Annotated in this window: 21 protein-coding genes; 4 read left to right on the forward strand and 17 right to left on the reverse strand. The window is 71.3% G+C overall.

Features of this window, described 5'->3' with window-relative positions:
* Positions 1–11: 11 nt before the first annotated feature.
* From dprA to ffh, 15 genes are all read right to left on the reverse strand, one after another.
* Positions 12–1,106 (reverse strand): DNA-processing protein DprA, encoded by a 1,095-nt coding sequence (dprA, locus tag ACZ7PG_RS42775; RefSeq protein WP_470244932.1) that lies wholly within the window; start codon positions 1,104–1,106, stop codon positions 12–14.
* Positions 1,107–1,843: 737 nt separating this feature from the next.
* Complete coding sequence (locus tag ACZ7PG_RS42780; protein WP_470244933.1) at positions 1,844–3,355, reverse strand: YifB family Mg chelatase-like AAA ATPase; 1,512 nt, start codon at positions 3,353–3,355, stop codon at positions 1,844–1,846.
* On the reverse strand, positions 3,355–3,732 hold the full coding sequence (locus ACZ7PG_RS42785; RefSeq protein WP_470244934.1) for a YraN family protein: 378 nt from the start codon (positions 3,730–3,732) through the stop codon (positions 3,355–3,357). The genes ACZ7PG_RS42780 and ACZ7PG_RS42785 overlap by 1 nt, the downstream gene beginning before the upstream one ends.
* A gap of 259 nt (positions 3,733–3,991) precedes the next feature.
* Positions 3,992–4,315, reverse strand: a complete 324-nt coding sequence (locus ACZ7PG_RS42790) for a DUF2469 domain-containing protein (protein WP_003096226.1) — start codon at positions 4,313–4,315, stop codon at positions 3,992–3,994.
* Complete coding sequence (locus ACZ7PG_RS42795; protein WP_470245684.1) at positions 4,312–5,154, reverse strand: ribonuclease HII; 843 nt, start codon at positions 5,152–5,154, stop codon at positions 4,312–4,314. The genes ACZ7PG_RS42790 and ACZ7PG_RS42795 overlap by 4 nt, the downstream gene beginning before the upstream one ends.
* A gap of 91 nt (positions 5,155–5,245) precedes the next feature.
* Positions 5,246–6,184: a signal peptidase I gene (lepB, locus tag ACZ7PG_RS42800; RefSeq protein WP_470244935.1), complete on the reverse strand. Its 939-nt coding sequence runs from the start codon at positions 6,182–6,184 to the stop codon at positions 5,246–5,248.
* 31 nt (positions 6,185–6,215) lie between these two features.
* On the reverse strand, positions 6,216–6,584 hold the full coding sequence (rplS, locus tag ACZ7PG_RS42805) for a 50S ribosomal protein L19 (RefSeq protein WP_155545319.1): 369 nt from the start codon (positions 6,582–6,584) through the stop codon (positions 6,216–6,218).
* 166 nt (positions 6,585–6,750) lie between these two features.
* Positions 6,751–7,497, reverse strand: coding sequence for a tRNA (guanosine(37)-N1)-methyltransferase TrmD (trmD, locus tag ACZ7PG_RS42810; protein ID WP_470244936.1), 747 nt, complete (start codon positions 7,495–7,497; stop codon positions 6,751–6,753).
* Between the two features lies 1 nt (position 7,498).
* Positions 7,499–8,011, reverse strand: coding sequence for a ribosome maturation factor RimM (gene rimM / locus ACZ7PG_RS42815; RefSeq protein WP_470244937.1), 513 nt, complete (start codon positions 8,009–8,011; stop codon positions 7,499–7,501).
* Positions 8,012–8,030: 19 nt separating this feature from the next.
* Positions 8,031–8,270: an RNA-binding protein gene (locus tag ACZ7PG_RS42820; RefSeq protein ID WP_003103110.1), complete on the reverse strand. Its 240-nt coding sequence runs from the start codon at positions 8,268–8,270 to the stop codon at positions 8,031–8,033.
* Positions 8,267–8,710 carry a 30S ribosomal protein S16 gene (gene rpsP, locus ACZ7PG_RS42825; protein ID WP_086855878.1) on the reverse strand — a complete coding sequence of 148 codons (444 nt, stop codon included), beginning with the start codon at positions 8,708–8,710 and terminating at the stop codon, positions 8,267–8,269. Before rpsP ends, ACZ7PG_RS42820 begins: the two co-directional genes overlap by 4 nt.
* A 183-nt stretch (positions 8,711–8,893) precedes the next feature.
* Positions 8,894–9,697, reverse strand: a complete 804-nt coding sequence (locus ACZ7PG_RS42830; RefSeq protein WP_155545315.1) for a CPBP family intramembrane glutamic endopeptidase — start codon at positions 9,695–9,697, stop codon at positions 8,894–8,896.
* Between the two features lie 104 nt (positions 9,698–9,801).
* A complete protein-coding gene (locus tag ACZ7PG_RS42835; protein ID WP_470244938.1) occupies positions 9,802–10,527 on the reverse strand; it encodes a lysostaphin resistance A-like protein in 726 nt (241 codons plus the stop codon).
* 45 nt (positions 10,528–10,572) lie between these two features.
* Positions 10,573–11,649: an amidohydrolase family protein gene (locus ACZ7PG_RS42840; protein ID WP_470244939.1), complete on the reverse strand. Its 1,077-nt coding sequence runs from the start codon at positions 11,647–11,649 to the stop codon at positions 10,573–10,575.
* On the reverse strand, positions 11,646–13,181 hold the full coding sequence (gene ffh, locus ACZ7PG_RS42845; RefSeq protein ID WP_470244940.1) for a signal recognition particle protein: 1,536 nt from the start codon (positions 13,179–13,181) through the stop codon (positions 11,646–11,648). The genes ACZ7PG_RS42840 and ffh overlap by 4 nt, the downstream gene beginning before the upstream one ends.
* 218 nt (positions 13,182–13,399) lie before the next feature.
* Here ffh and ACZ7PG_RS42850 point away from each other — a divergent pair, with 218 nt between their 5' ends.
* A complete protein-coding gene (locus tag ACZ7PG_RS42850) occupies positions 13,400–15,190 on the forward strand; it encodes an ABC transporter ATP-binding protein (RefSeq protein ID WP_470244941.1) in 1,791 nt (596 codons plus the stop codon).
* A gap of 9 nt (positions 15,191–15,199) precedes the next feature.
* Entirely contained in the window at positions 15,200–15,664 is a 465-nt protein-coding gene (locus tag ACZ7PG_RS42855; RefSeq protein ID WP_470244942.1) for a MarR family winged helix-turn-helix transcriptional regulator, read from the forward strand.
* 279 nt (positions 15,665–15,943) lie between these two features.
* Here the strand turns inward: ACZ7PG_RS42855 and ku are convergent, their stop codons facing one another.
* Positions 15,944–16,810: a non-homologous end joining protein Ku gene (gene ku, locus ACZ7PG_RS42860; RefSeq protein ID WP_470244943.1), complete on the reverse strand. Its 867-nt coding sequence runs from the start codon at positions 16,808–16,810 to the stop codon at positions 15,944–15,946.
* A 52-nt stretch (positions 16,811–16,862) separates the two neighbouring features.
* Positions 16,863–17,222, reverse strand: coding sequence for a hypothetical protein (locus tag ACZ7PG_RS42865; RefSeq protein ID WP_470244944.1), 360 nt, complete (start codon positions 17,220–17,222; stop codon positions 16,863–16,865).
* 121 nt (positions 17,223–17,343) lie between these two features.
* Between ACZ7PG_RS42865 and ACZ7PG_RS42870 the strand changes: the two genes are divergently transcribed.
* Together ACZ7PG_RS42870 and ACZ7PG_RS42875 are read left to right on the forward strand one after the other, a co-directional pair.
* Positions 17,344–17,931 (forward strand): TetR/AcrR family transcriptional regulator, encoded by a 588-nt coding sequence (locus ACZ7PG_RS42870; RefSeq protein ID WP_470244945.1) that lies wholly within the window; start codon positions 17,344–17,346, stop codon positions 17,929–17,931.
* A 22-nt stretch (positions 17,932–17,953) separates the two neighbouring features.
* The gene (locus tag ACZ7PG_RS42875) at positions 17,954–18,706 is read left to right on the forward strand and encodes a glucose 1-dehydrogenase (RefSeq protein ID WP_470244946.1); all 753 of its coding nucleotides are present in this window, start codon (positions 17,954–17,956) and stop codon (positions 18,704–18,706) included.
* Positions 18,707–18,804: the final 98 nt, after the last annotated feature.

An 18,804-nucleotide genomic window follows, 5' to 3' on the forward strand; every position in this document is an offset into this window, starting at 1 on the left:
ATTCGTGGCGTTCACGCGCTTTCCCTCCGTCGTCGCCACCCCCCTTCCCCGCGGACGGCGAATCCGTCGACCTCCAGCGCGGGCAGCAGGGCTCGCACTTTCCGCAGCGGGAGCCCGGATTCGGCCGCGATTTCGGCGTCCGAACGGTCGGCGCGCGCGGCCAAGGCCTCGTACGCCCGCAACGCCTCGGGTCCCAGCCGGTCGGTGGGCCGTTTCGGCCGCGCGGCCTGGTCCTCGGCGATGCCGAAGCGGCCCACGGTCTCGAGGATCTCGTCGACGGTCGAGACGAGGGTTGCCCGGGCGTCGCGGATGAGTTCGTGGCAGCCGACGGACATCCCGGACGAGACGGGTCCCGGCAGCGCCATCACCACCTTGCCGAGGGCACCGGCGGTGCTCGCGGTGTTGCGCGCACCGCTGCGGCGCCCGGCCTCGACGACCAAGGTGCCCTCGGTGAGGGCGGCGATGAGCCGGTTGCGGACGAGGAAGCGGTGCCGGGCCGGCGGAGTGCCGGGCGGGTACTCGCTGACGACCGCGCCGCCGTTGCGGACGATCCGGTTCAACAGCCCGACGTGCCCCGCCGGATAGCCGCCGTCGACAGCGCAGCCCAGCACCGCGACGGTGACCCCTCCTGCGGCGAGCGCACCGCGGTGGGCGGCGCCGTCGATGCCGTAGGCCGCACCCGAGAAAACGGGGACGCCTCGGGTGGCCAGCCCGTACGCCAGCTCGGCGGCGTGGTGTTCGCCGTACTCGGTGGCCGCCCGCGCCCCGACGACAGCGACAGCGCGATCGGCGGCGGTACCGAGCGCGACGTCACCGGAGACCCAGAGCGCGAGCGGAGACACGGCTTCGGTCACGCCGCGCCGGGCAGCGAGATCGAGGGCGAGCAGCGGCCAGGCCGGCCACTCGTCGTTTTCGGGAACGACCAGCCGGGCACCAGCTGCGGCAGCCCGCGTGAAGTCCTGGCCGACGAGGTCGTACTCGCGACGCGCTTCGGTCGCCTTGAGCACTCCGGGCGGACAGTCACCTCGACGGACCCGGGCAGCGGCTTCCACCGGGCCGACCTCGGCTACGAAGGCGACCAGCGCCGGGGCCGGGGGTTCGGCCACGCGGAGGAGGTAGGCACGGGCTCGGCGCAGCTCGTCTGGGCGCTTGCCGCTACCTGCCGCAGGGAGAGCCTGGCGCGCCCCATCGGAGTTCGTGCCGCCACCTGCGGCAGGAATCTCGTGATGCGACTCGCCGGGGCCAACGTCGCCGCCTGCTGCAGGAAGGTCCTGGCGCAACTCGGCGGAGTTCACGCCGCCGTTTGCGGCAGAGGACGCTCGACGCACCTCGCCGGAACTCACCCCACCGCCCGCGACAGCACGCTCCTGACACACCTCGCCGGGACTCACGCCTCCGGATGCGGCAGAAAACGCCTGGCGCACCTCGCCGAGGTCCGCACCGCCGCCTGCGGCGGGAGAAGCCTGGCGAGGCTTGACGGGACTCGCACCACCACCCGCGGCACGGCCTGGCTCATCGGGGTTCAACGCGCCGGCCGTAGGCGAGTGAGCATCGTTCTGCCGACCGGGGCGCAGCTCGCCGCCTGCGGCTGTCTCGCGCAGCTCGACGGGACTCACGCCGCCACTCGCGGCACGGCGTGGCTCATCGGGGTTCAACGCGCCGGCCGCAGGCGAGTGAGCCTCGTTCTGCTGGCCGGGGCGCAGCTCGCCGCCTGCGGCTGTCTCGCGCAGCTCGACGGGACTCACGCCGCCACTCGCGGCACGGCGTGGCTCATCGGGGCTCAACGCGCCGGCCGCAGGCGAGCGAGCCTCGTTCTGCCGACCGGGGCGCAGCTCGTCGGGGGTCATGCCGCCACCCGCTCTCGGAAGGCCAGGGCCGAGCCGACCTGGTCTGTGCCTGGACTTGGCTCGCCGTCCAGGTCGGCCAATGTCCAGGCGATCCTCAAACACCGGTCGGCTCCGCGACCGCTCAATGCTCCGCGTTCCATCGCGCGGTCGAGCAGGGCTGTCGCGTCGTGGGCCAAGGCGAACTGCCGTCGGAGGGCCGAGCCGGGCACCTCCGAGTTGGACAGCCAGCCGTGCTCACGCCATCGGAATGCCGCACGTTCGCGCGCCTCGAGCACTCGTCCGCGGACGGCTTCCGACGATTCCGCCGCTCCGGTGTCGTGCGCGCTGATCGCGCTCAACGGCCGTAGCCGCACTCGCAGGTCGACACGGTCCAGCAGCGGTCCGGAGAGCCGGGCGAGGTAGCGACGGCGGGCAGTCGGTGAGCAGACGCAGTCGGCTTCCTTCGGCGGGGCGCACGCACACGGGTTGGTCGCCAGCACGAGCTGGAACCGCGCCGGGTAAGTGATGGAACCCTTGACCCGGGCGATGCGCACCTCGCCCTCTTCCAGCACGGTCCGCAGCGACTCGAGGCACTGCGCACCGAACTCGCAAACCTCATCGAGGAACAGCACGCCGCGATGGGCGCGGCTGATCGCGCCGGGTGACGCGATTCCGCTGCCGCCGCCGATCAACGCCGCGATGGAGATCGAATAGTGCGGGTCCACGAACGGCGGCACCACGACCAGCGGCGAGGACTTCGACAGCGAGCCGTCGACCGAGTGCACCGCCGTGACCTCCAGCGACTCCTCCGGTGACAGCCGCGGCAGCAGACCGGGCAGTCGTTTCGCCAGCATCGTCTTGCCCACTCCGGGCGGTCCGGTCAGCAGCAGGTGGTGCCCACCCGCCGCGGCGACCTCGAGGGCCCAGCGCGCCTCCGGCTGGCCGACGACGTCGGCCAGGTCCGGTGCCGGCGGCAGGAGCGTCGGACCCGGTGGTTCCGGACGTGCCAAGTCGGCTTCGCCTTTGAGCCAAGCCACCAGGTCGCGCAGATGACACGCGCCCACGACGTCGATTCCGTCGACGAGCGCCGCCTCACTCAGGGAATCCATCGGCACGACGGCTCGCTCGTAGCCGGCTGTGCGCGCCGCGAGCAGGCCCGGCAGGATGCCGCGGACCGCGCGGATCCGGCCGTCCAAGGCGAGTTCGCCGAGCAGCACACTGCCGAGCAGCCGGGTCGCGGGCACGGCGCCTGTCGCCGCGAGCACGGCCGCCGCGATCCCGAGGTCGTACGCCGAGCCGACCTTCGGCAAGTTGGCGGGAGACAGACCCAGGGTCACCTTTCCGTCGGGCCAAGGCTGACCGGAGTTGCGCACCGCGGAACGGACCCGATCTTTCGCCTCGCGCAGTCCCGCGTCGGGGAGTCCGACGAGCGTGACCCGGCTCAACCCGCCGCCCAGGTCGGCTTCGATCTCGATGACCCGGCCGTCGATGCCCAGGAGAGCAGCCGACCAAGCCTTGGCGATGGGCATCAGAACGCCGCCTCGATGTGCTGGACGCGGGGGCGCTTGCCCGGCTCGGCGAGGATCGTCACCACGTCGTAGCGGACCTGGCACCAGCCGATGCGGAACTCGCGCAGCCAGCGTTGCGCGGCCCGGCGCACGCGGCCGGCCTTCTCCTCCGTGACGGTCTCCGATGGCAGGCCGAACTCGGTGCCGGTGCGGGTCTTGACCTCGCAGAAGACCACTCGCGTGCGGTCGGTGAGGATGAGGTCGATCTCGCCTTCGCGGCAGCGCCAGTTGCGGCCCAGCAGGACGAGGCCGCGGTCCTGCAGGTGCCGGGAGGCCAGATCCTCTCCCCACGCGCCCAGGTCGCGGCGGTGTCTTGCGAGCTGGTCGGTGCCCGTCATCGTGTTCGCCCCTCGTCGGTGCGCCGGTCACCGGGGCGGTCCCGGCGATCACGGTGCGTGTGCGTTTGACGATGCCAGCGCACGAGGCGGCGAAACCAGACCGAAAACGCCGGCCTGTGGACAACCGGGGGTATGTGGACAACGGTCCACGGAACGCGGCGAACAGCGCGAAACTGTCGGACCGCTGTGCTAAGGCGGCCAGGGCAGAACGAAACCGCGCCGGCTCGTCGAGGACGAACCGGCGCGGGTGAAGGACAGCTCAGCCCGAGAACGGGCCGTCTTCGGGCAGCCGGAGATCCGGCTTGTCGAGCTCCTCGACGTTGACGTCCTTGAACGTGATGACGCGGACGTGCTTGACGAAGCGGGCCGGGCGGTACATGTCCCAGACCCACGCGTCGGACATGCGGACCTCGAAGTACACCTCGCCGCCGCCGTCGCGGACCTGGACGTCGACCGCGTTCGCCAGGTAGAACCGCCGCTCGGTCTCCACCACGTACGAGAACTGACCCACTATGTCGCGGTACTCGCGGTACAGCGAGAGCTCCATCTCGGTCTCGTACTTCTCGAGATCCTCTGCGCTCATGAAATCCGCGCCCCTCCTCGGGATCGTGCTGCTGCTCCGCCGGCGGAGCGTTCATTGTGACCCACACCCGCGGCCGGGGCATGCAGCGGCAGGCTGAGTTGTGGCTCGAGTGCTTCGTCGAGGACCGCGGCCAGGCCCGCGGCGGACCCCGTCTCGACGGCCTTTTCCAGCGCCGCGTAGGTCAGCAGGACCGGTCGCGCGGGCCGCACGCCGTGCTTGACGGCCACCGTCGCGACGTTCGTGTACGACCAGCGGTGGACGTCGCTGGGCCCGTGTTCGCGCAGCGCCGCCAGGTGGTCGGACGTGCTGTAACCCTTGTGCACGTCGAAACCGTAGTGCGGGAAGTCGTCGTGGTAGCCCGCCATGATGCGGTCGCGCGTCACCTTCGCCAGCACCGACGCGGCCGCGATGCACGCCACCGAACGGTCGCCCTTGATCACCGCCGCGTTCGGGGCCGTGAGGCCCGGGACCCGGAAACCATCGGTGAGGATGTAGCCCGGGGACACGCGCAACGCCGCCGCGGCGCGTCGCATGCCCTCCAGGTTCATCACCCGGATGCCGTAGAGGTCGACTTCGGCGGTGGGGATGACGATCACGGAGTAGTCGACGGCCCGGGCGAGGACCAGGTCGTAGACCCGGTCGCGCGCCTTGGCCGTCATCAGCTTGGAGTCCGTCAGCTCGGTCAGCTTCGCCGCGTCGCCCTGCTTGAGCACGCAGGCCGCGACCACCAGCGGCCCCGCGCACGCCCCGGCGCCGGCTTCGTCCACACCGGCGACCGGGCCGAGGCCACGGCGGTCGAGCGCGCCCTGCAGACCCCAGAAGAGGTCGCCGCGCACCACGGCCCGCGGCGGCCGGATCGGCTCGGCCGCGGTGAGGGGAACGGGAAGAGTCAAGGCTGGATCACCCGTCTGCCGGCACGGATCGGGGTGGCTAGCGTTTCCGCCCGGCCGCCCGGCGCAGTCCGGACTTGAGCTTGCGCCCGACGAAGAGCGCCGGCCAGGCCGCCGCGATGCCGGCCCCGAGCGGAAGACCGCTCTGCCACCCCGGCGCGCCGAGCGCCGCCGGCTGGGCCGCTTCCTGCGCGTTGTAGTCGGTGATGCCACCCCACCGGCCCGGCGGCAGGACGATGATCCGCGCCTTGCCGATGATGTTGTCCACGGGGACCGCGCCGTTCACGCCGCCGCCGCCCTGGAACCGGGAGTCGTCGGAGTTGTTGCGGTTGTCGCCCATGACCCAGACCGTCCCGGCGGGGACCTTGACCGGCTCGAAGGCGCGCTCGTTCTGGTTGGACGGGTCTTCCCAGTGGACGTACGGCTCGTCGAGCCCCTTGCCGTCCACCACGACCCGGCCCTGCGTGTCGCAGCACTGGACGGTCTGGCCGCCGACCGCGATCACGCGCTTGACGAAGTCGCGCTCGTCCGGTGGGGCGAACCCGACCAGCGAGCCGAGACCGCGCAGGCCCTGGACGATGATGTTGCTCGACTCCTGCGGCGCGATCTCGTTGTTGACCCACGCCGGCGGACCCTTGAACACGATCACGTCGCCCGGAGAGGGCTCGGTGAAGTCGTAGGTGACCCGATCGACGAGGATCCGGTCACCGGTGCAGCCAGGGCACCCGTGCAAGGTGGCCTCCATGGATCCCGAGGGGATCATGAAGACCTTCGCGAGGAACGTCTGGATCAGGATCGTGAGCACCAGGGCGATCACGAGCAGGATCGGCAGTTCCTTCCAGAACGACCGTTTCTTGGCGGGCTTGGCTCGCCGCCGTCGGGATCCCCCGCGCTCCTCGGAGCGGGACCGCCTGGGCTGGTCCTCCTCGGAGCGATCGGGGTCATCCTCAGGAGCGTTCTGGGACACGGGTTCGGCCACGTCGTCAGGCTACCGGTAACCGGGTTGTGACTCAGTTAGCCGAGGCCGTCTCGCGGTTCTCGCGGCGCTCCTTGATCTTGGCCTTCTTGCCGCGCAGGTCGCGCAGGTAGTACAGCTTCGCGCGCCGCACGTCACCGCGCTTGTGGACCTCGACCTCGGCCACGTTCGGCGAGTGCACCGGGAAGGTGCGCTCCACGCCGACGCCGAAGGAGACCTTGCGAACGGTGAAGGTCTCCCGGATGCCGCCGCCCTGACGGCGGATCACGACGCCCTGGAAGACCTGGTTGCGCTCACGGTTGCCCTCGATGACGCGGACGTGCACCTTGAGCGTGTCGCCCGGGCGGAAGGCCGGGATGTCGGAACGCAGTGACTGCTTGTCCAGCGCGTCCAGGGTGTTCATCGGTGGTCCGTCCTCGTCTTCGTATGGCTTGCGTACACGTCCCTGGGCGCGCAATGGTGCAGCTGCGGGCGACCCAAGGGGGCTGCTGGCGGGCTCGTGGACGACGAGGTCCACTCACGCCAACCTGTCAAGTATTACAGACGCTGTCCCGCGTCAAGTAACCGGCCTACGCCTGCTCAGGGTCCAAGCCCTCCAGGACCCCGCGATCGCGCTTGTCGAGGCTACCTTCCGGCAGCCTCGCCAGGAGATCCGGGCGGCGGGTAGCGGTGCGTTCCAGGGCCTGGTCGCGCCGCCAGCGGTCGATCAGGGCGTGGTTCCCGGACCGCAGCACGTCCGGCACGGGCAGCTCCCGCCACACCTCGGGACGCGTGTAGCTGGGTCCTTCGAGCAGGCCGTCGGAGAACGAGTCTTCGGCCGCGGACCGCGAGTTCCCCAGCACACCGGGCAGCAGCCGGACGACGGCCTCGACCATGACCAGCACCGCCGCCTCGCCGCCGACCAGGACGTAGTCGCCGATCGACACCTCGTCGACCGGCATCCGCTTGGCGGCGTCGTCGACGACGCGCTGGTCGATGCCCTCATACCGGCCGCACGCGAAGACCAGATGTTTTTCTGAAGCGTAGGCGTGCGCGAGCTCCTGGGTGAACGGCCGGCCGGCCGGGGTCGGCACGACCAGCCGGGTCTCCGGACGGCAGACGTCGTCCAGCGCCGGGCCCCAGATCTGCGGTTTCATCACCATGCCGGGCCCGCCGCCGTACGGCGCGTCGTCGACCGCGCGGTGCACGTCGTGGGTCCAGTCGCGCAGGTCGTGCACGCCGACCTCGATCAGGCCGCGGTCGATGGCCCGGCCCAGCAGCGCGGCGCGCAGCGGGTCGAGGTACTCGGGGAAGATCGTGACGACGTCGATGCGCATCTCAGGCGTCCAGGAGCCCTTCCGGGGGGTCGAGCACGACCCGGCCGCCGTCGACGTCGACCGTGGGGACGATCGCGCGGACGAACGGCACCAGCACCTCGCGGCCGTCGACGTCGAGCTCGAGCAGCTCGCCCGCCGCCGAGTGGACGATCTCGACGACCTTGCCGACGACCGTGCCGTCGAGCAGCTCGGCGCGGAGGCCGGCCAGCTCGTGGTCGTAGAACTCGTCGGGGTCGTCGGTCGGGGGCAGCGTGGCGGTGTCGGCGAGCAGGAGGGCGCCCCGCAGCGTCTCGGCGACGTCGCGGGTCAGGACCTCCTCGAAACGCACCAGCAGCCGCCCGCTGTGTTCGCGGGCGGCTGCGATGGTGAGTTCCCTTGTGCTGCCGTCACGCAGCTTGGTCGTCACGGCCGCACCGACGCGGAACCGCTCTTCCGGCGAGTCCGTGCGCACGTCCACCGCGAGCTCCCCGCGGATTCCGTGCGCCTTGGCGATGCGACCGACTACGACGTCCATGACCGGTCCGAAACTGGGATCAACGGTCGGTGTCGACGACGTCGACGCGGACGCCGCGACCACCGATGCCACCCATGACGGTGCGCAGGGCGGTCGCCGTGCGACCACCCCGGCCGATCACCTTGCCGAGGTCGTCGGGGTGCACGTGCACCTCGAGCGTGCGGCCACGACGCGTGGTCAGCAGCTCGACCCGGACCTCGTCCGGGTTGTCGACGATCCCGCGCACCAGGTGCTCGAGGGAGTCAGCCAGAAAGCTCACTCGGCCTTCTCACCCTCGGCGGCTTCGGCCTTCTCGGCCTCGGCCTTCTTGGGAGCGGACTTCTTCTTCGGCGTGGTGGCCTCGGCGGAGGGCTCCTCGCCGGCCGCGGCCAGTGCCGCGTTGAACAGGTCCTGCTTGGACGGCTTCGGCTCGGCCACCTTCAGGGTGCCCTCGGCGCCCGGCAGGCCCTTGAACTTCTGCCAGTCACCGGTGATCTCGAGCAGACGCTGGACCGGCTCGGTCGGCTGCGCGCCGACACCCAGCCAGTACTGGGCGCGCTCGGAGACGACCTCGATGAGGCTCGGCTCTTCCTTCGGGTGGTACTTGCCGATCGTCTCGATGGCCTTGCCGTCCCGGCGGGTGCGCGCGTCGGCGACGATGATGCGGTAGTACGGCGCACGGATCTTGCCGAGGCGCTGCAGCTTGATCTTGACGGCCACGGGTGTGGGTACTCCTCGTATCTCTCTGATGCTGGGGTGGGCACTCGCGAGCCGAGTGGGGACACGGACGCGGGCACCCGAAGGTCAGGAGCTTTCGCGCGGTGAGAGGGTCCGGCGGAAGCAAGCAGTGACTCATTCTGCCAGACGGCCCCCGCGCACCGGGAAAGAGGCCTGGCTAGCGGCTCAGAACGAAGCCACTCCGAGCGCGCCGAGCAGGATGGTGAGCGCCGGCAGGAAGTTGTTCACCTGGTGCGCGACGATGCTCGCCGGCAGCCGTCCGGTGACGAGCCGCGCCAGCCCGATCGGCACCGCGATGACCAGCAGCAACGTCGTGCGCAGCGGCTCGAGGTGGCTGGCCGCGAACACCGCCGTGCACAGCAGGAACGCCGCGACACGGCCCCAGCGCTCGCTGCGCCACTGCAGCTGTTCGGCCGCGCCCCAGAGCAGGCCGCGGTAGATGATCTCTTCGCAGATCGGCCCGAGCAGCCACAGGTAGACGAACATCACGATGGCCGCCGAGATCGACATCTTCCGGTCCTCGACCAGCGCGCTGATCGCCGACGTCGCGTTGGCGTTGCCGACCAGCTGCGTCCACAGGTAGGCGCCGAGGGTGGTGAAGACGAGCCCGACGCAGCCGAAGCGGAACCCGGTCTTCACGTCGGCCCAGCGCCACTCGATCCGCAGGTCGATCACGGGCCCGTTGCCGCGCACGTAGGTGATCAGGACCGCGACGCCGGCCGCGATCATCGTCGGCAGCATGGTGCCGAGCAGCACGACCCGGATCGGCAGCGGGCCGGGGCCGGTGTCGCCGACCAGCACCGACACGAACGCGGCCGAGGACAGCAGCACGGCCTCGACGAGCAGGAAGGCCCCGAAGCCCCATCGGTGCCGCCGCGCGGGCGGCAGGAACGCGGTCGCGGCGGGTTCCTCCGGCTCGGGGAACGGCGCGGCGTCGGGAGCCGGGTCCCGGGGCTGGGAAGTGGTCACGCGTTGCCCTCCGCGATCAGTCGGCTCCTGGTCCCGAGCCTAGCCGCCGGAGAGTGATCACACAGTATCCGTCCGACTACTGTCCATCGATCATCGCAACACTCTCAGTGCGCGACGAACAGCAGTACCGCCGGCGGCAGGTTGTTCGCCGCGTGGGCGATCACCCCGGCGCTCACCCGGCCGGACAGCTGCCGGGCCAGCCCGATCGCGATGCCCTGGCCGAACAGGGCGATCGTGCGAGTCGGCTCGCCGTGCAGCTGGGCGAAGACCAGCGAGGTGAGCAGGAGCACCACCCACGGCGGGACCCGGTGGAACTGCAGCGCGTTCCACAGCGTGCCGCGGACCAGCAGCTCCTCCGTGATCGGCGCGCCGGCGATGACGATCACCGCGGCGAGCACCAGCCAGACGGTGTCGCCGTCGAAGGTGTCGGCGAGGTCGCTCAGCGGGCTGTCGGAGACGTCGTCGGCGCCGTAGACGGCGATCAGGACCAGGTTGAGCCCGTAGCCGACGACCAGCGCGAGCGCGCCGCAGGCGAGGCCGATCCGGACGTCGCGCCAGGTCGGCTTGAGCCCGAAGTCCGCGCGCAGCCCCTCCCCCCAGCGCCACGAACCCACCGCCGGGCCGAGGCCGAGCAGGAGGTTGGGCACGAACGCCAGGAGCAGCAGCGGGCCGATGTCGTGCAGCTCGAGGGGGTCGAACTCGCCGACGTTGCGGTTGACCGCGGCGGCGATGATCAGGTTGATCAGGTAGTAGCCGGCGATCCCCGCGAAGAACGCCGCAAAGCACCAGTGCGCACCCAGCACGCGCCGTGCGCCGTCGTCGTCCGTCACGCGCCCCACGCTAAAGTGCCGCTCCCGCAAGGAAAACGGCGGGGTCTACGCGTACACGACGCCGCCGAGCACGATGTGCTCCGGGTGCCGAAGGACGCCCAGGTCATCGCGCGGGTCGCTCGCGTAGACGAGCAGGTCGGCCGGTGCGCCGTCGGCGATGCCCGGGTGGCCGAGCCAGTCGCGGGCGGCCCAGGACGCGCTCGCGAGAGCCGCCTCGCGGGTCATGCCCACGCGGTGCAGCGCCTCGATCTCGTCGACGAGCCGGCCGTGCTCGACCATGCCACCAGCGTCACTGCCGGCGAAGACGCGTACGCCCGCTTCGATGGCCGTCGCGACCATCTCGCCGACGCCGGCGTGAAGCGCGCGCATGTGGTCCGCGTACGCCGGGTACTTGCCCGCCTTGTCCGCGATGCCCGGGAAGTTCTCGATGTTGATCAGCGTCGGCACCAGCGCGACATCGGTGCGCGCCAGCTCGCCGAGCTGGTCGGCGCTCAGGCCGGTGCCGTGTTCGAGGCAGTCGATGCCCGACGCGATGAGCCCGGGCAGCGCGGCTTCGCCGAACACGTGCGCGGTGACGCGGGCGCCGTGGTCGTGCGCGACCTTGACGGCTTCGGCGAGGACGTCGTCCGGCCAGAGCGGCGCGAGGTCGCCGGCGCCGCGGTCGATCCAGTCGCCGACCAGCTTGACCCAGCCGTCGCCGTCACGAGCCTGCTCGGCGACGGCGTCCGGCAGCTGCGAGGGATCGTCCAGCTCGATGCCGAGCCCCGGGATGTAGCGCTTGGCCAGCGCGAGGTGCTTCCCGGCGCGGATGATCGTCGGCAGGTCGGCGCGTCGCTGCAGCGGCCGGACGTCGATCGGCAGGCCGCAGTCGCGGATCAGCAACGTGCCCGCGGCGCGGTCGGCCAGCGCCTGTTCGGTCGCCTCTTCGAGCGAGACGGGCCCGCCGACGCCGATGCCGGGGTGGCAGTGGGCGTCGACCAGACCGGGCACCAGGAAGACGTCCCGGCCCAGCGTCTCGGCGTCCGGCACCGGCTCGAACGAGATCCGGCCGCCGGTGATCCAGAGTTCCCCGGGCTCGCCGCCGGGCAGGACCACCCCGGCGGCGTGGAGCGCGGTGCTCAATTGTCCTTGGGGTTCTTCGGCAGCTTGAACTTCGTCGGGTCGAAGCCCGGGACGTCGTTCATGCCGCCCAGCTTCGAGAGGTCGGGCATGCCGCCCGGCATCTGACCGCCCGGGGGCAGCATCGGCATGCCGCCCGGGAAGCCGCCGCGGACCTTGGGCTGCGTCGGGCCGCGGCCCTTCTTGCCCTTCTTGCCCTTGCGCGTCTTGGAGCCGCCCCCGCCGCCGAAGCCGAACCGGCCGGCCATCTGGGCCATCATCTTGCGGGCCTCGAAGAACCGGTTGACCAGGTCGTTGACCTCGCGGACGGAGACGCCGGAGCCGTTGGCGATGCGCAGCCGGCGCGACCCGTTGATCATCTTCGGGTTGTCGCGCTCGGCGGGCGTCATGCCGCGGATGATCGCCTGCAGCTTGTCGAGGTGCTTGTCGTCGACCTGGGCCAGCTGGTCCTTCATCTGGCCGGCGCCGGGGAGCATGCCGAGCAGGTTGCCGATCGGGCCCATCTTGCGGACCGCGAGCATCTGCTCGAGGAAGTCCTCCAGGGTGAGCTGGCCGCTCGACAGCTTCGCCGCGGCCTGCTCGGCCTGGTCCTGGTCGAAGGCCTGCTCGGCCTGCTCGATCAGGGTCAGCACGTCGCCCATGCCGAGGATCCGCGACGCCATCCGGTCGGGGTGGAAGGTGTCGAAGTCCTCGAGCTTCTCGCCGTTGGACGCGAAGAGGATCGGCTGGCCGGTGACCTCGCGGACGCTCAGCGCGGCACCACCGCGGGCGTCGCCGTCGAGCTTCGTGAGCACGACGCCGGTGAAGCCGACGCCGTCGCGGAACGCCTCGGCCGTGGTCACGGCGTCCTGGCCGATCATCGCGTCGACGACGAACAGGGTCTCGTCCGGCTGGACGGCGTCGCGGATGTCCGCGGCCTGCTTCATCAGCTCTTCGTCGACACCCAGGCGGCCCGCGGTGTCGACCACGACGACGTCGTGCTGCGCGCGCTTCGCCTCGGCGATGGCGCGGCGCGCGACGTCGACCGGGTCGCCGACGCCGTTGCCCGGCTCGGGGGCGAAGGTGACGACACCGGCGCGCTCGCCGACGACCTGCAGCTGCGTGACGGCGTTCGGGCGCTGGAGGTCGCAGGCGACCAGCATCGGCGCGTGGCCCTGCTTCTTCAGCCACAGCGCGAGCTTGCCGGCGAGCGTCGTCTTACCGGCACCCTGCAGGCCCGCGAGCATGATCACGGTCGGCGGGTTCTTGGCCAGGTTGAGCCGCCGCGTCTCGCCGCCGAGGATGCCGACGAGCTCCTCGTTGACGATCTTGACGACCTGCTGCGCGGGGTTGAGCGCCTGGGAGACCTCGGCGCCCTTCGCCCGCTCCTTGATCTTCGCGATGAAGGTCTTGACCACGCCGAGGGCGACGTCGGCCTCCAGCAGCGCGATGCGGATCTCGCGCGCGGTGGCGTCGATGTCGGCGTCCGACAGCCTGCCCTTGCGCGTGAGCGTCTGAAGGGCGGCTGTGAGCCGATCGGAGAGGGTGTCGAACACGGGTGTGCACGCTCCAGCTGGGTCGAGAGTGGCGCGCCGGACGAGGCCGGCCCTCCCGAGGGTAGTCGCTCCGGCTCCCCCGCCTCGCGGGTACGCGAAGGTCGCGCACGCGATTAGTACACAGAGGTGTACTACTTCGCGCGCGAGAACTCAGTAAAGTTGGCTTTACCTGCGGAAATTCAGTGGCGACAGCGGTCGCATTCAGTAAACATGCGTGTATGACTTCCGCGACCAGACCCCGTCCGTCACTCGCCGAACCGGCCACCGACGCCGACGAACCGGTCCCCCTGCGGCGCATCGCCGGCCTGTTCCGCCCGCACCGCGGACCCCTCGCCGCGCTGTTCTCGCTGATCGTGCTGCAGGCCGGCCTCGGCGTCGTCTCGCCGTTCCTGCTGCGCGAGATCCTCGACGACGCCCTGCCGCACCGCGACACGCTCCTGATCAGCCTGCTCGCCGCGGGGATGATCGTCTGCGCGGTCGGCAGCGGCTCCCTCGGCGTCGCCACCACCGGCCTGTCCAACACGATCGGGCAGCGGGTGATGAACGAGCTGCGCGTCTCGGTCTACGGCCACCTGCAGCGGATGTCCCTCGGGTTCTTCACCCGGACGAAGAGCGGCGAAGTGCTCTCGCGGGTGTTCAACGACATCGGCGGCGTCGACAACGTGATCACCACGACGGCGGGGTCCGTCGTGCAGAACGCGACCACGACGATCGCCATCACGGTCGCGTTGATCGTGCTGGACTGGCAGCTGGCGGCGCTCTCGCTGATCGTCGTGCCGCTGTTCCTGGCGTTCACGCTGCGGCTGGGCCGCAAGCGGCGGACGCTGGCCCGCGGCCGCACGCGGCGGATGGCCCGGCTGACCACGATGGTCGAGGAGTCCCTGTCGGTCACCGGCGTGTTGCTCGCCAAGACGATGGGCAACGAACGCGCGATGCGGGCGCGCTTCGGCGAGGAATCCAGGGAGATCGCGACGCTGGAACGCGCCGCCGCGCTGGCCGGGCGCTGGCAGATCGCGTCGCGGGGCATGAGCCTGACGGTGATCCCCGCGCTGGTGTACTGGATCGCCGGGCTCGCGCTGGCCGGCGGCGCGTCGCCGATCTCGCTCGGCACCGTCGTCGCCTTCACCAGCATGCTCAACCGGCTGGTCGCGCCGGCCACCGCGATGCAGACGATCGGGCAGAACGTGGCGACGTCGAAGGCGCTGTTCGGCCGGATCTTCGAGGTGCTCGACCTGCGGGTCGAGATCGCCGACAAGCCGGGCGCCACCGAGCTGGCGGTGCGTCGCGGCGACGTCGCGATGCGCGGGGTCTCGTTCCGCTACGACGAGGACGGCCCGCGGACGCTGCACGACATCGACCTGGACGTCCCCGCCGGCACCACCACCGCACTGGTCGGCTCGACCGGCTCCGGCAAGACGACGCTCGCCTACCTGGTCGCGCGGCTCTACGAGGTGGACGAGGGGTCCGTGGAGATCGACGGCACCGACGTCCGCGACGTCACGCTCGCCTCGCTGGCCGCCGGCGTCGGGCTGGTGTCGCAGGAGACGTACCTGTTCCACGACACCGTGCGGGAGAACCTGCGCTTCGCGAAGCCGGACGCGACCGACGACGAGATCGAGGCGGCGGCGAAGGCCGCGCACATCCACGACACCCTGGCCGGGCTGCCCGAGGGGTACGACACGGTCGTCGGCCAGCGCGGCTACCGCTTCTCCGGCGGCGAGAAGCAGCGGATGGCGATCGCGCGGATCCTGCTGCGCAACCCGCCGGTGCTCATCCTCGACGAAGCGACCAGCGCGCTCGACACCCGCACCGAACGCTCGGTGCAGGCCGAGCTCGACCGGCTCGCCTCGGGCCGCACGACGCTGACGATCGCGCACCGGCTGTCCACTGTGGAGCACGCCGACCAGATCGTGGTCCTGCACGAGGGCCGGATCGTGGAACGCGGGACGCACGAGGAGCTGCTGGCGCGCGACGGGCGTTATGCCCGGCTGGTCCGGGGAACCGCATAGCCTGGGGCCATGCAGCCCGAACCCGACGTCGCCGCACCGGTCAGCGCGGACACCGAGCTGGCCGACCTGGCCTGGCGGGTGCGCGAGGGCGTCGGGCGGCTGAACTGGCGGATGCGCGCCGAAAGCGACCCGAACGGCCCGGGCCCGGCGGTGCTGGCGGTGCTGAGCCGGCTCTACCGGGCGGGCACGCACACCCCGTCGGAGCTGGCGGCCGCGGAACGGCTGCAGCCGCAGTCGCTGACCCGGATCCTGGCTTGGGTGACCGGCCGCGAGCTGGTCACGCGCACCCCCGACCCGGCGGACGGCCGGCGGTCGCTGATCAGCATCACGCCGGCAGGACTGTCGGTGCTGCGCGAGTACAGCGTCCAGCGGGAGCGCTGGCTGGCGGCGGCGATGGAGTCGACGCTGTCCCCGACGGAACGGCAGCTGCTGAAGCTGGCGTCGGAGCTGCTGACCCGGGTGGCGGACGCCTGAAAGCCGCCGTGGAGACCCCTCGATCCCTCCACGGCGGCTTTCAAGACACCCCCTTCGTTCGCGCCGCCTCCCCGCGGTGCGACACGGGTTCCGGGAACGGACCGCTCCTCCGTCGGCCCGCCCCGGAACCCTGGTGCCCGGACGGCTCACCTCCCCAGGGGCCGTCCGGTTTCCCTCCCCCTCGCCTGCGGTCCGGTACCCGCTGGCAGGACGAAGTCTGCCGCGCCGGAGCACCCGCCAGCAGTGGGAGAACCCTCAATTACCCGTGGGTAGTAATACTCAGGACGTCTTCGCGCGGGTCGCGGCCCGCTTCGCCGTCGTACGCGCCTTCGCCGCCCTCGACGCGGCGGCCTTGGCCTTCGAGACGGCCGCGTTGCGCGCGTCCTCGGCTTCGGACGCCGACTCCTGCAGGGCCGCCAGCAACCGCGTGACGCCTTCTGCCTGCGCCGCCGCCGTCGGCTGGACGACTTCGGCGCCGTCGATCTTCGCCTGGACCAACGCCTGGAACGCCTCGCGGTAACGGTCGGGATAGCGGCCCGGGTCGAACTCGCCGGTCAGCTCCTCGACCAGGTTCACCGCGCGCCGCAGCTCACCCGGCCGGATGTCGACGTCGGCGTGCCGGAACGGGAAGTCGGGCGTGCGGACCTCGTCTGGCCACAGCATCGTCTCCAGCACGATCACCTGGTCGCGCACGCGCAGCGCGCCGAGCGTCTCGCGGCGGCGCAGCGCGACCGTGACCAGCGCGATCCGCCCGGACTGCTGCAGGGCCTCGCTGAACAGCACGTACGGCTTCGTGCCCGCCGGCTCCGGCTCGAGGTAGTAGCTCTTCGCGAACCAGATCGGGTCGACGTCGGCGAGCGGCGCGAAGCCGCGGATCGCGATCGTGCGGCCGGGCATCGGGAGCGACGCGAGTTCGTGGTCCGACAACAGCACGACGTCACCACCGGGCACGACGTACCCGCGGACCATCTGTTCGGGCGGCACCTCGGCGCCGTCGACCTCGCACACCCGCTTGACCCGGACGCGGCCGCCGTCGGCCTCGTGCACCTGGTGCAGCGGGATCTCGCGGTCCTCGGTCGCGCTGTACGCCTTCACCGGAATGGCGTAACTACCGAACCCGATCGTGCCCATCCACATCGCGCGCATGAGAGCCACCTCCGCAGCTCCAGGCTAGACAAGCGCCCGCGCGCCCCGACAGCTACAAACGGGTGTCAGGCGCGACGGACTCGCTCACACATTCGAACGACGGCGTGACCTCGCCGAGCGCTTCGGCCGCGCAGCGGGCCGCGATGGCCGCCTCGCGGAGCACCTCGGTGACCACCTCCACGTCCAGGGGCGGGGCCGCGGCGAGCGCGTCCGCACCGCCTTCGACGCGGGCGGCGAGGCCGGCGAGCGCGTGGGAGATGGCCTCCTGGCCCGCGATCAGGTGCGCGACGACGTCGGTGAGCTCGGTGGTCGTGGCGCCCGGGCCGCCGCAGCGCAGGCTCGCGGCGAGCTCTTCGGCGCAGGACCGCAGGTGGGTGGCGACGACCGTCGGCGGCAGCGTGAGGTCTTGCATCGCTCACCCCCTCCGGACGGCCAGATCAGCCATGGTGCCACCGCACCCGCCGTCATCGGAGGCGACACACCGCCGCTCGCTTATTTGACCGTTCGTTCTCGAATCGACTAGGGTTTCGATCATGTCCCGGGTCAAGGAGTTCGACGTCGACGAAGCCTGCGACGCCGCGCTCGCGCTCTTCCGGCGTCAAGGCTACGAAGCGACGTCGGTCAGCGACCTCGTCATGCACCTCGGCGTCGCGAAGGCGAGCCTGTACGCGACCTTCGGCACGAAGCACGACTTCTACGTGACGGCGTTGAAGCGGTACGCCGAGCGGACCGACACCCGGGTCATGGCCGAGCTGTCGAAACCTGGCTCGGGCGTGACGGCGGTGCGGCAGCTGCTCGACGGTTATGTCGCGGACATCCTGGGCGAAGACGGGCCCATCGGCTGCTTCGTCGTCAACGCGGCGATCGAGCTGCTCCCCCGCGATCCGGCGGTCGCCCGGATCGTGGAGCGCAGCTGGGACACGCTCGAAGTCGCCCTGACCATGGCGCTCGAACGCGCCAGGACCCAGGACGAGCTCCCCGGCGACAGCGACCCGGCGACGCTGGCGCGGTTCCTGCTCACCGTGCTCCAGGGACTGCGCGTCCTGGGCAAGGGCACGGACGCGGCGAGCCGGCTGGACGCGGCCGTCTCGCAGGCGATGCGCGTACTCATTCGAGAATGACCGGACCAGAAAGAAGGATGACATGGGGGCACGGTTCGCAGGCAAGATCGTCCTGGTGACCGGCGGAGGCTCGGGCATCGGGCTGGCGACGGCGAAGGCGTTCGCGGCCGAGGGCGCGACGGTCGTCGTCGCGGGCCGGGACGAGCAGCGGCTCGCGTCCGCGGTCAAGGAGATCGGGGACGCGGCGAGCGCGGTGACGGTCGACGTGACCGACTCGGCGGACGTGGCGCGGCTGGTCGAGACGGTCGTCGCGCGGCACGGCGGGCTGGACGTCGCGTTCAACAACGCGGGCGTCCTCGGGTCGCCGGCCCCGGTCGCCGACCTCGACGAAGACGGCTTCGCGGCGGTGATGGCCACGAACGTCACCGGGACCTGGCTGTGCCTGAAGCACGAGGTCGCGCACATGAGGGCGCACGGTGGCGGCGCGATCGTCAACATGGCGTCGAACATCGGCGCGCACGGACGGCTGCCGAACATGGCGGCGTACGCGGCGTCGAAGGCAGCGGTCAGCGTGCTGACCCGCACGGCGGCGCGCGACCACATCGCCGACGGCGTCCGCATCAACGCGGTCAGCCCGGGGGCGACCGACACGGACATGTCGCTGCGTCCCGGCGAGACGGGCGCGGACCGCGCGGCACGGCTCAAGAACGCGATCCCGCTGGGCCGGGTGGGGGCCACCGCCGAGGTGGCCGCCGCGGTGCTGTGGCTGGCTTCGGACGAAGCGGCCTTCACCGTGGGGCACGACCTGGTGGTCGACGGCGGCGCGACCGCCTGAGCGGTCCCACCCGCGCCCGCGGGTACTCGAGTGGCCGGAGTTCCTCCGGCGGGAGTTCACGACTCACGGTTGCGCATGGTGACGTTTCCCCTCTCCTG

The sequence above is a fragment of the Amycolatopsis sp. NPDC114504 genome, assembly GCF_055633595.1.

Coding starts and splice junctions, on each gene's coding strand:
- ACZ7PG_RS42855 (WP_470244942.1), top strand. CDS start 15,200: ATGCAGCCCGAACCCGACGTCGCCGCACCGGTCAGCGCGGACACCGAG.
- ACZ7PG_RS42865 (WP_470244944.1), bottom strand. CDS start 17,222: ATGCAAGACCTCACGCTGCCGCCGACGGTCGTCGCCACCCACCTGCGG.
- rimM (WP_470244937.1), bottom strand. CDS start 8,011: ATGGACGTCGTAGTCGGTCGCATCGCCAAGGCGCACGGAATCCGCGGG.
- trmD (WP_470244936.1), bottom strand. CDS start 7,497: ATGCGCATCGACGTCGTCACGATCTTCCCCGAGTACCTCGACCCGCTG.
- ACZ7PG_RS42790 (WP_003096226.1), bottom strand. CDS start 4,315: ATGAGCGCAGAGGATCTCGAGAAGTACGAGACCGAGATGGAGCTCTCG.
- rplS (WP_155545319.1), bottom strand. CDS start 6,584: ATGAACACCCTGGACGCGCTGGACAAGCAGTCACTGCGTTCCGACATC.
- ku (WP_470244943.1), bottom strand. CDS start 16,810: ATGCGCGCGATGTGGATGGGCACGATCGGGTTCGGTAGTTACGCCATT.
- ACZ7PG_RS42875 (WP_470244946.1), top strand. CDS start 17,954: ATGGGGGCACGGTTCGCAGGCAAGATCGTCCTGGTGACCGGCGGAGGC.
- ACZ7PG_RS42780 (WP_470244933.1), bottom strand. CDS start 3,355: ATGCCCATCGCCAAGGCTTGGTCGGCTGCTCTCCTGGGCATCGACGGC.
- ACZ7PG_RS42785 (WP_470244934.1), bottom strand. CDS start 3,732: ATGACGGGCACCGACCAGCTCGCAAGACACCGCCGCGACCTGGGCGCG.
- ACZ7PG_RS42850 (WP_470244941.1), top strand. CDS start 13,400: ATGACTTCCGCGACCAGACCCCGTCCGTCACTCGCCGAACCGGCCACC.
- ACZ7PG_RS42870 (WP_470244945.1), top strand. CDS start 17,344: ATGTCCCGGGTCAAGGAGTTCGACGTCGACGAAGCCTGCGACGCCGCG.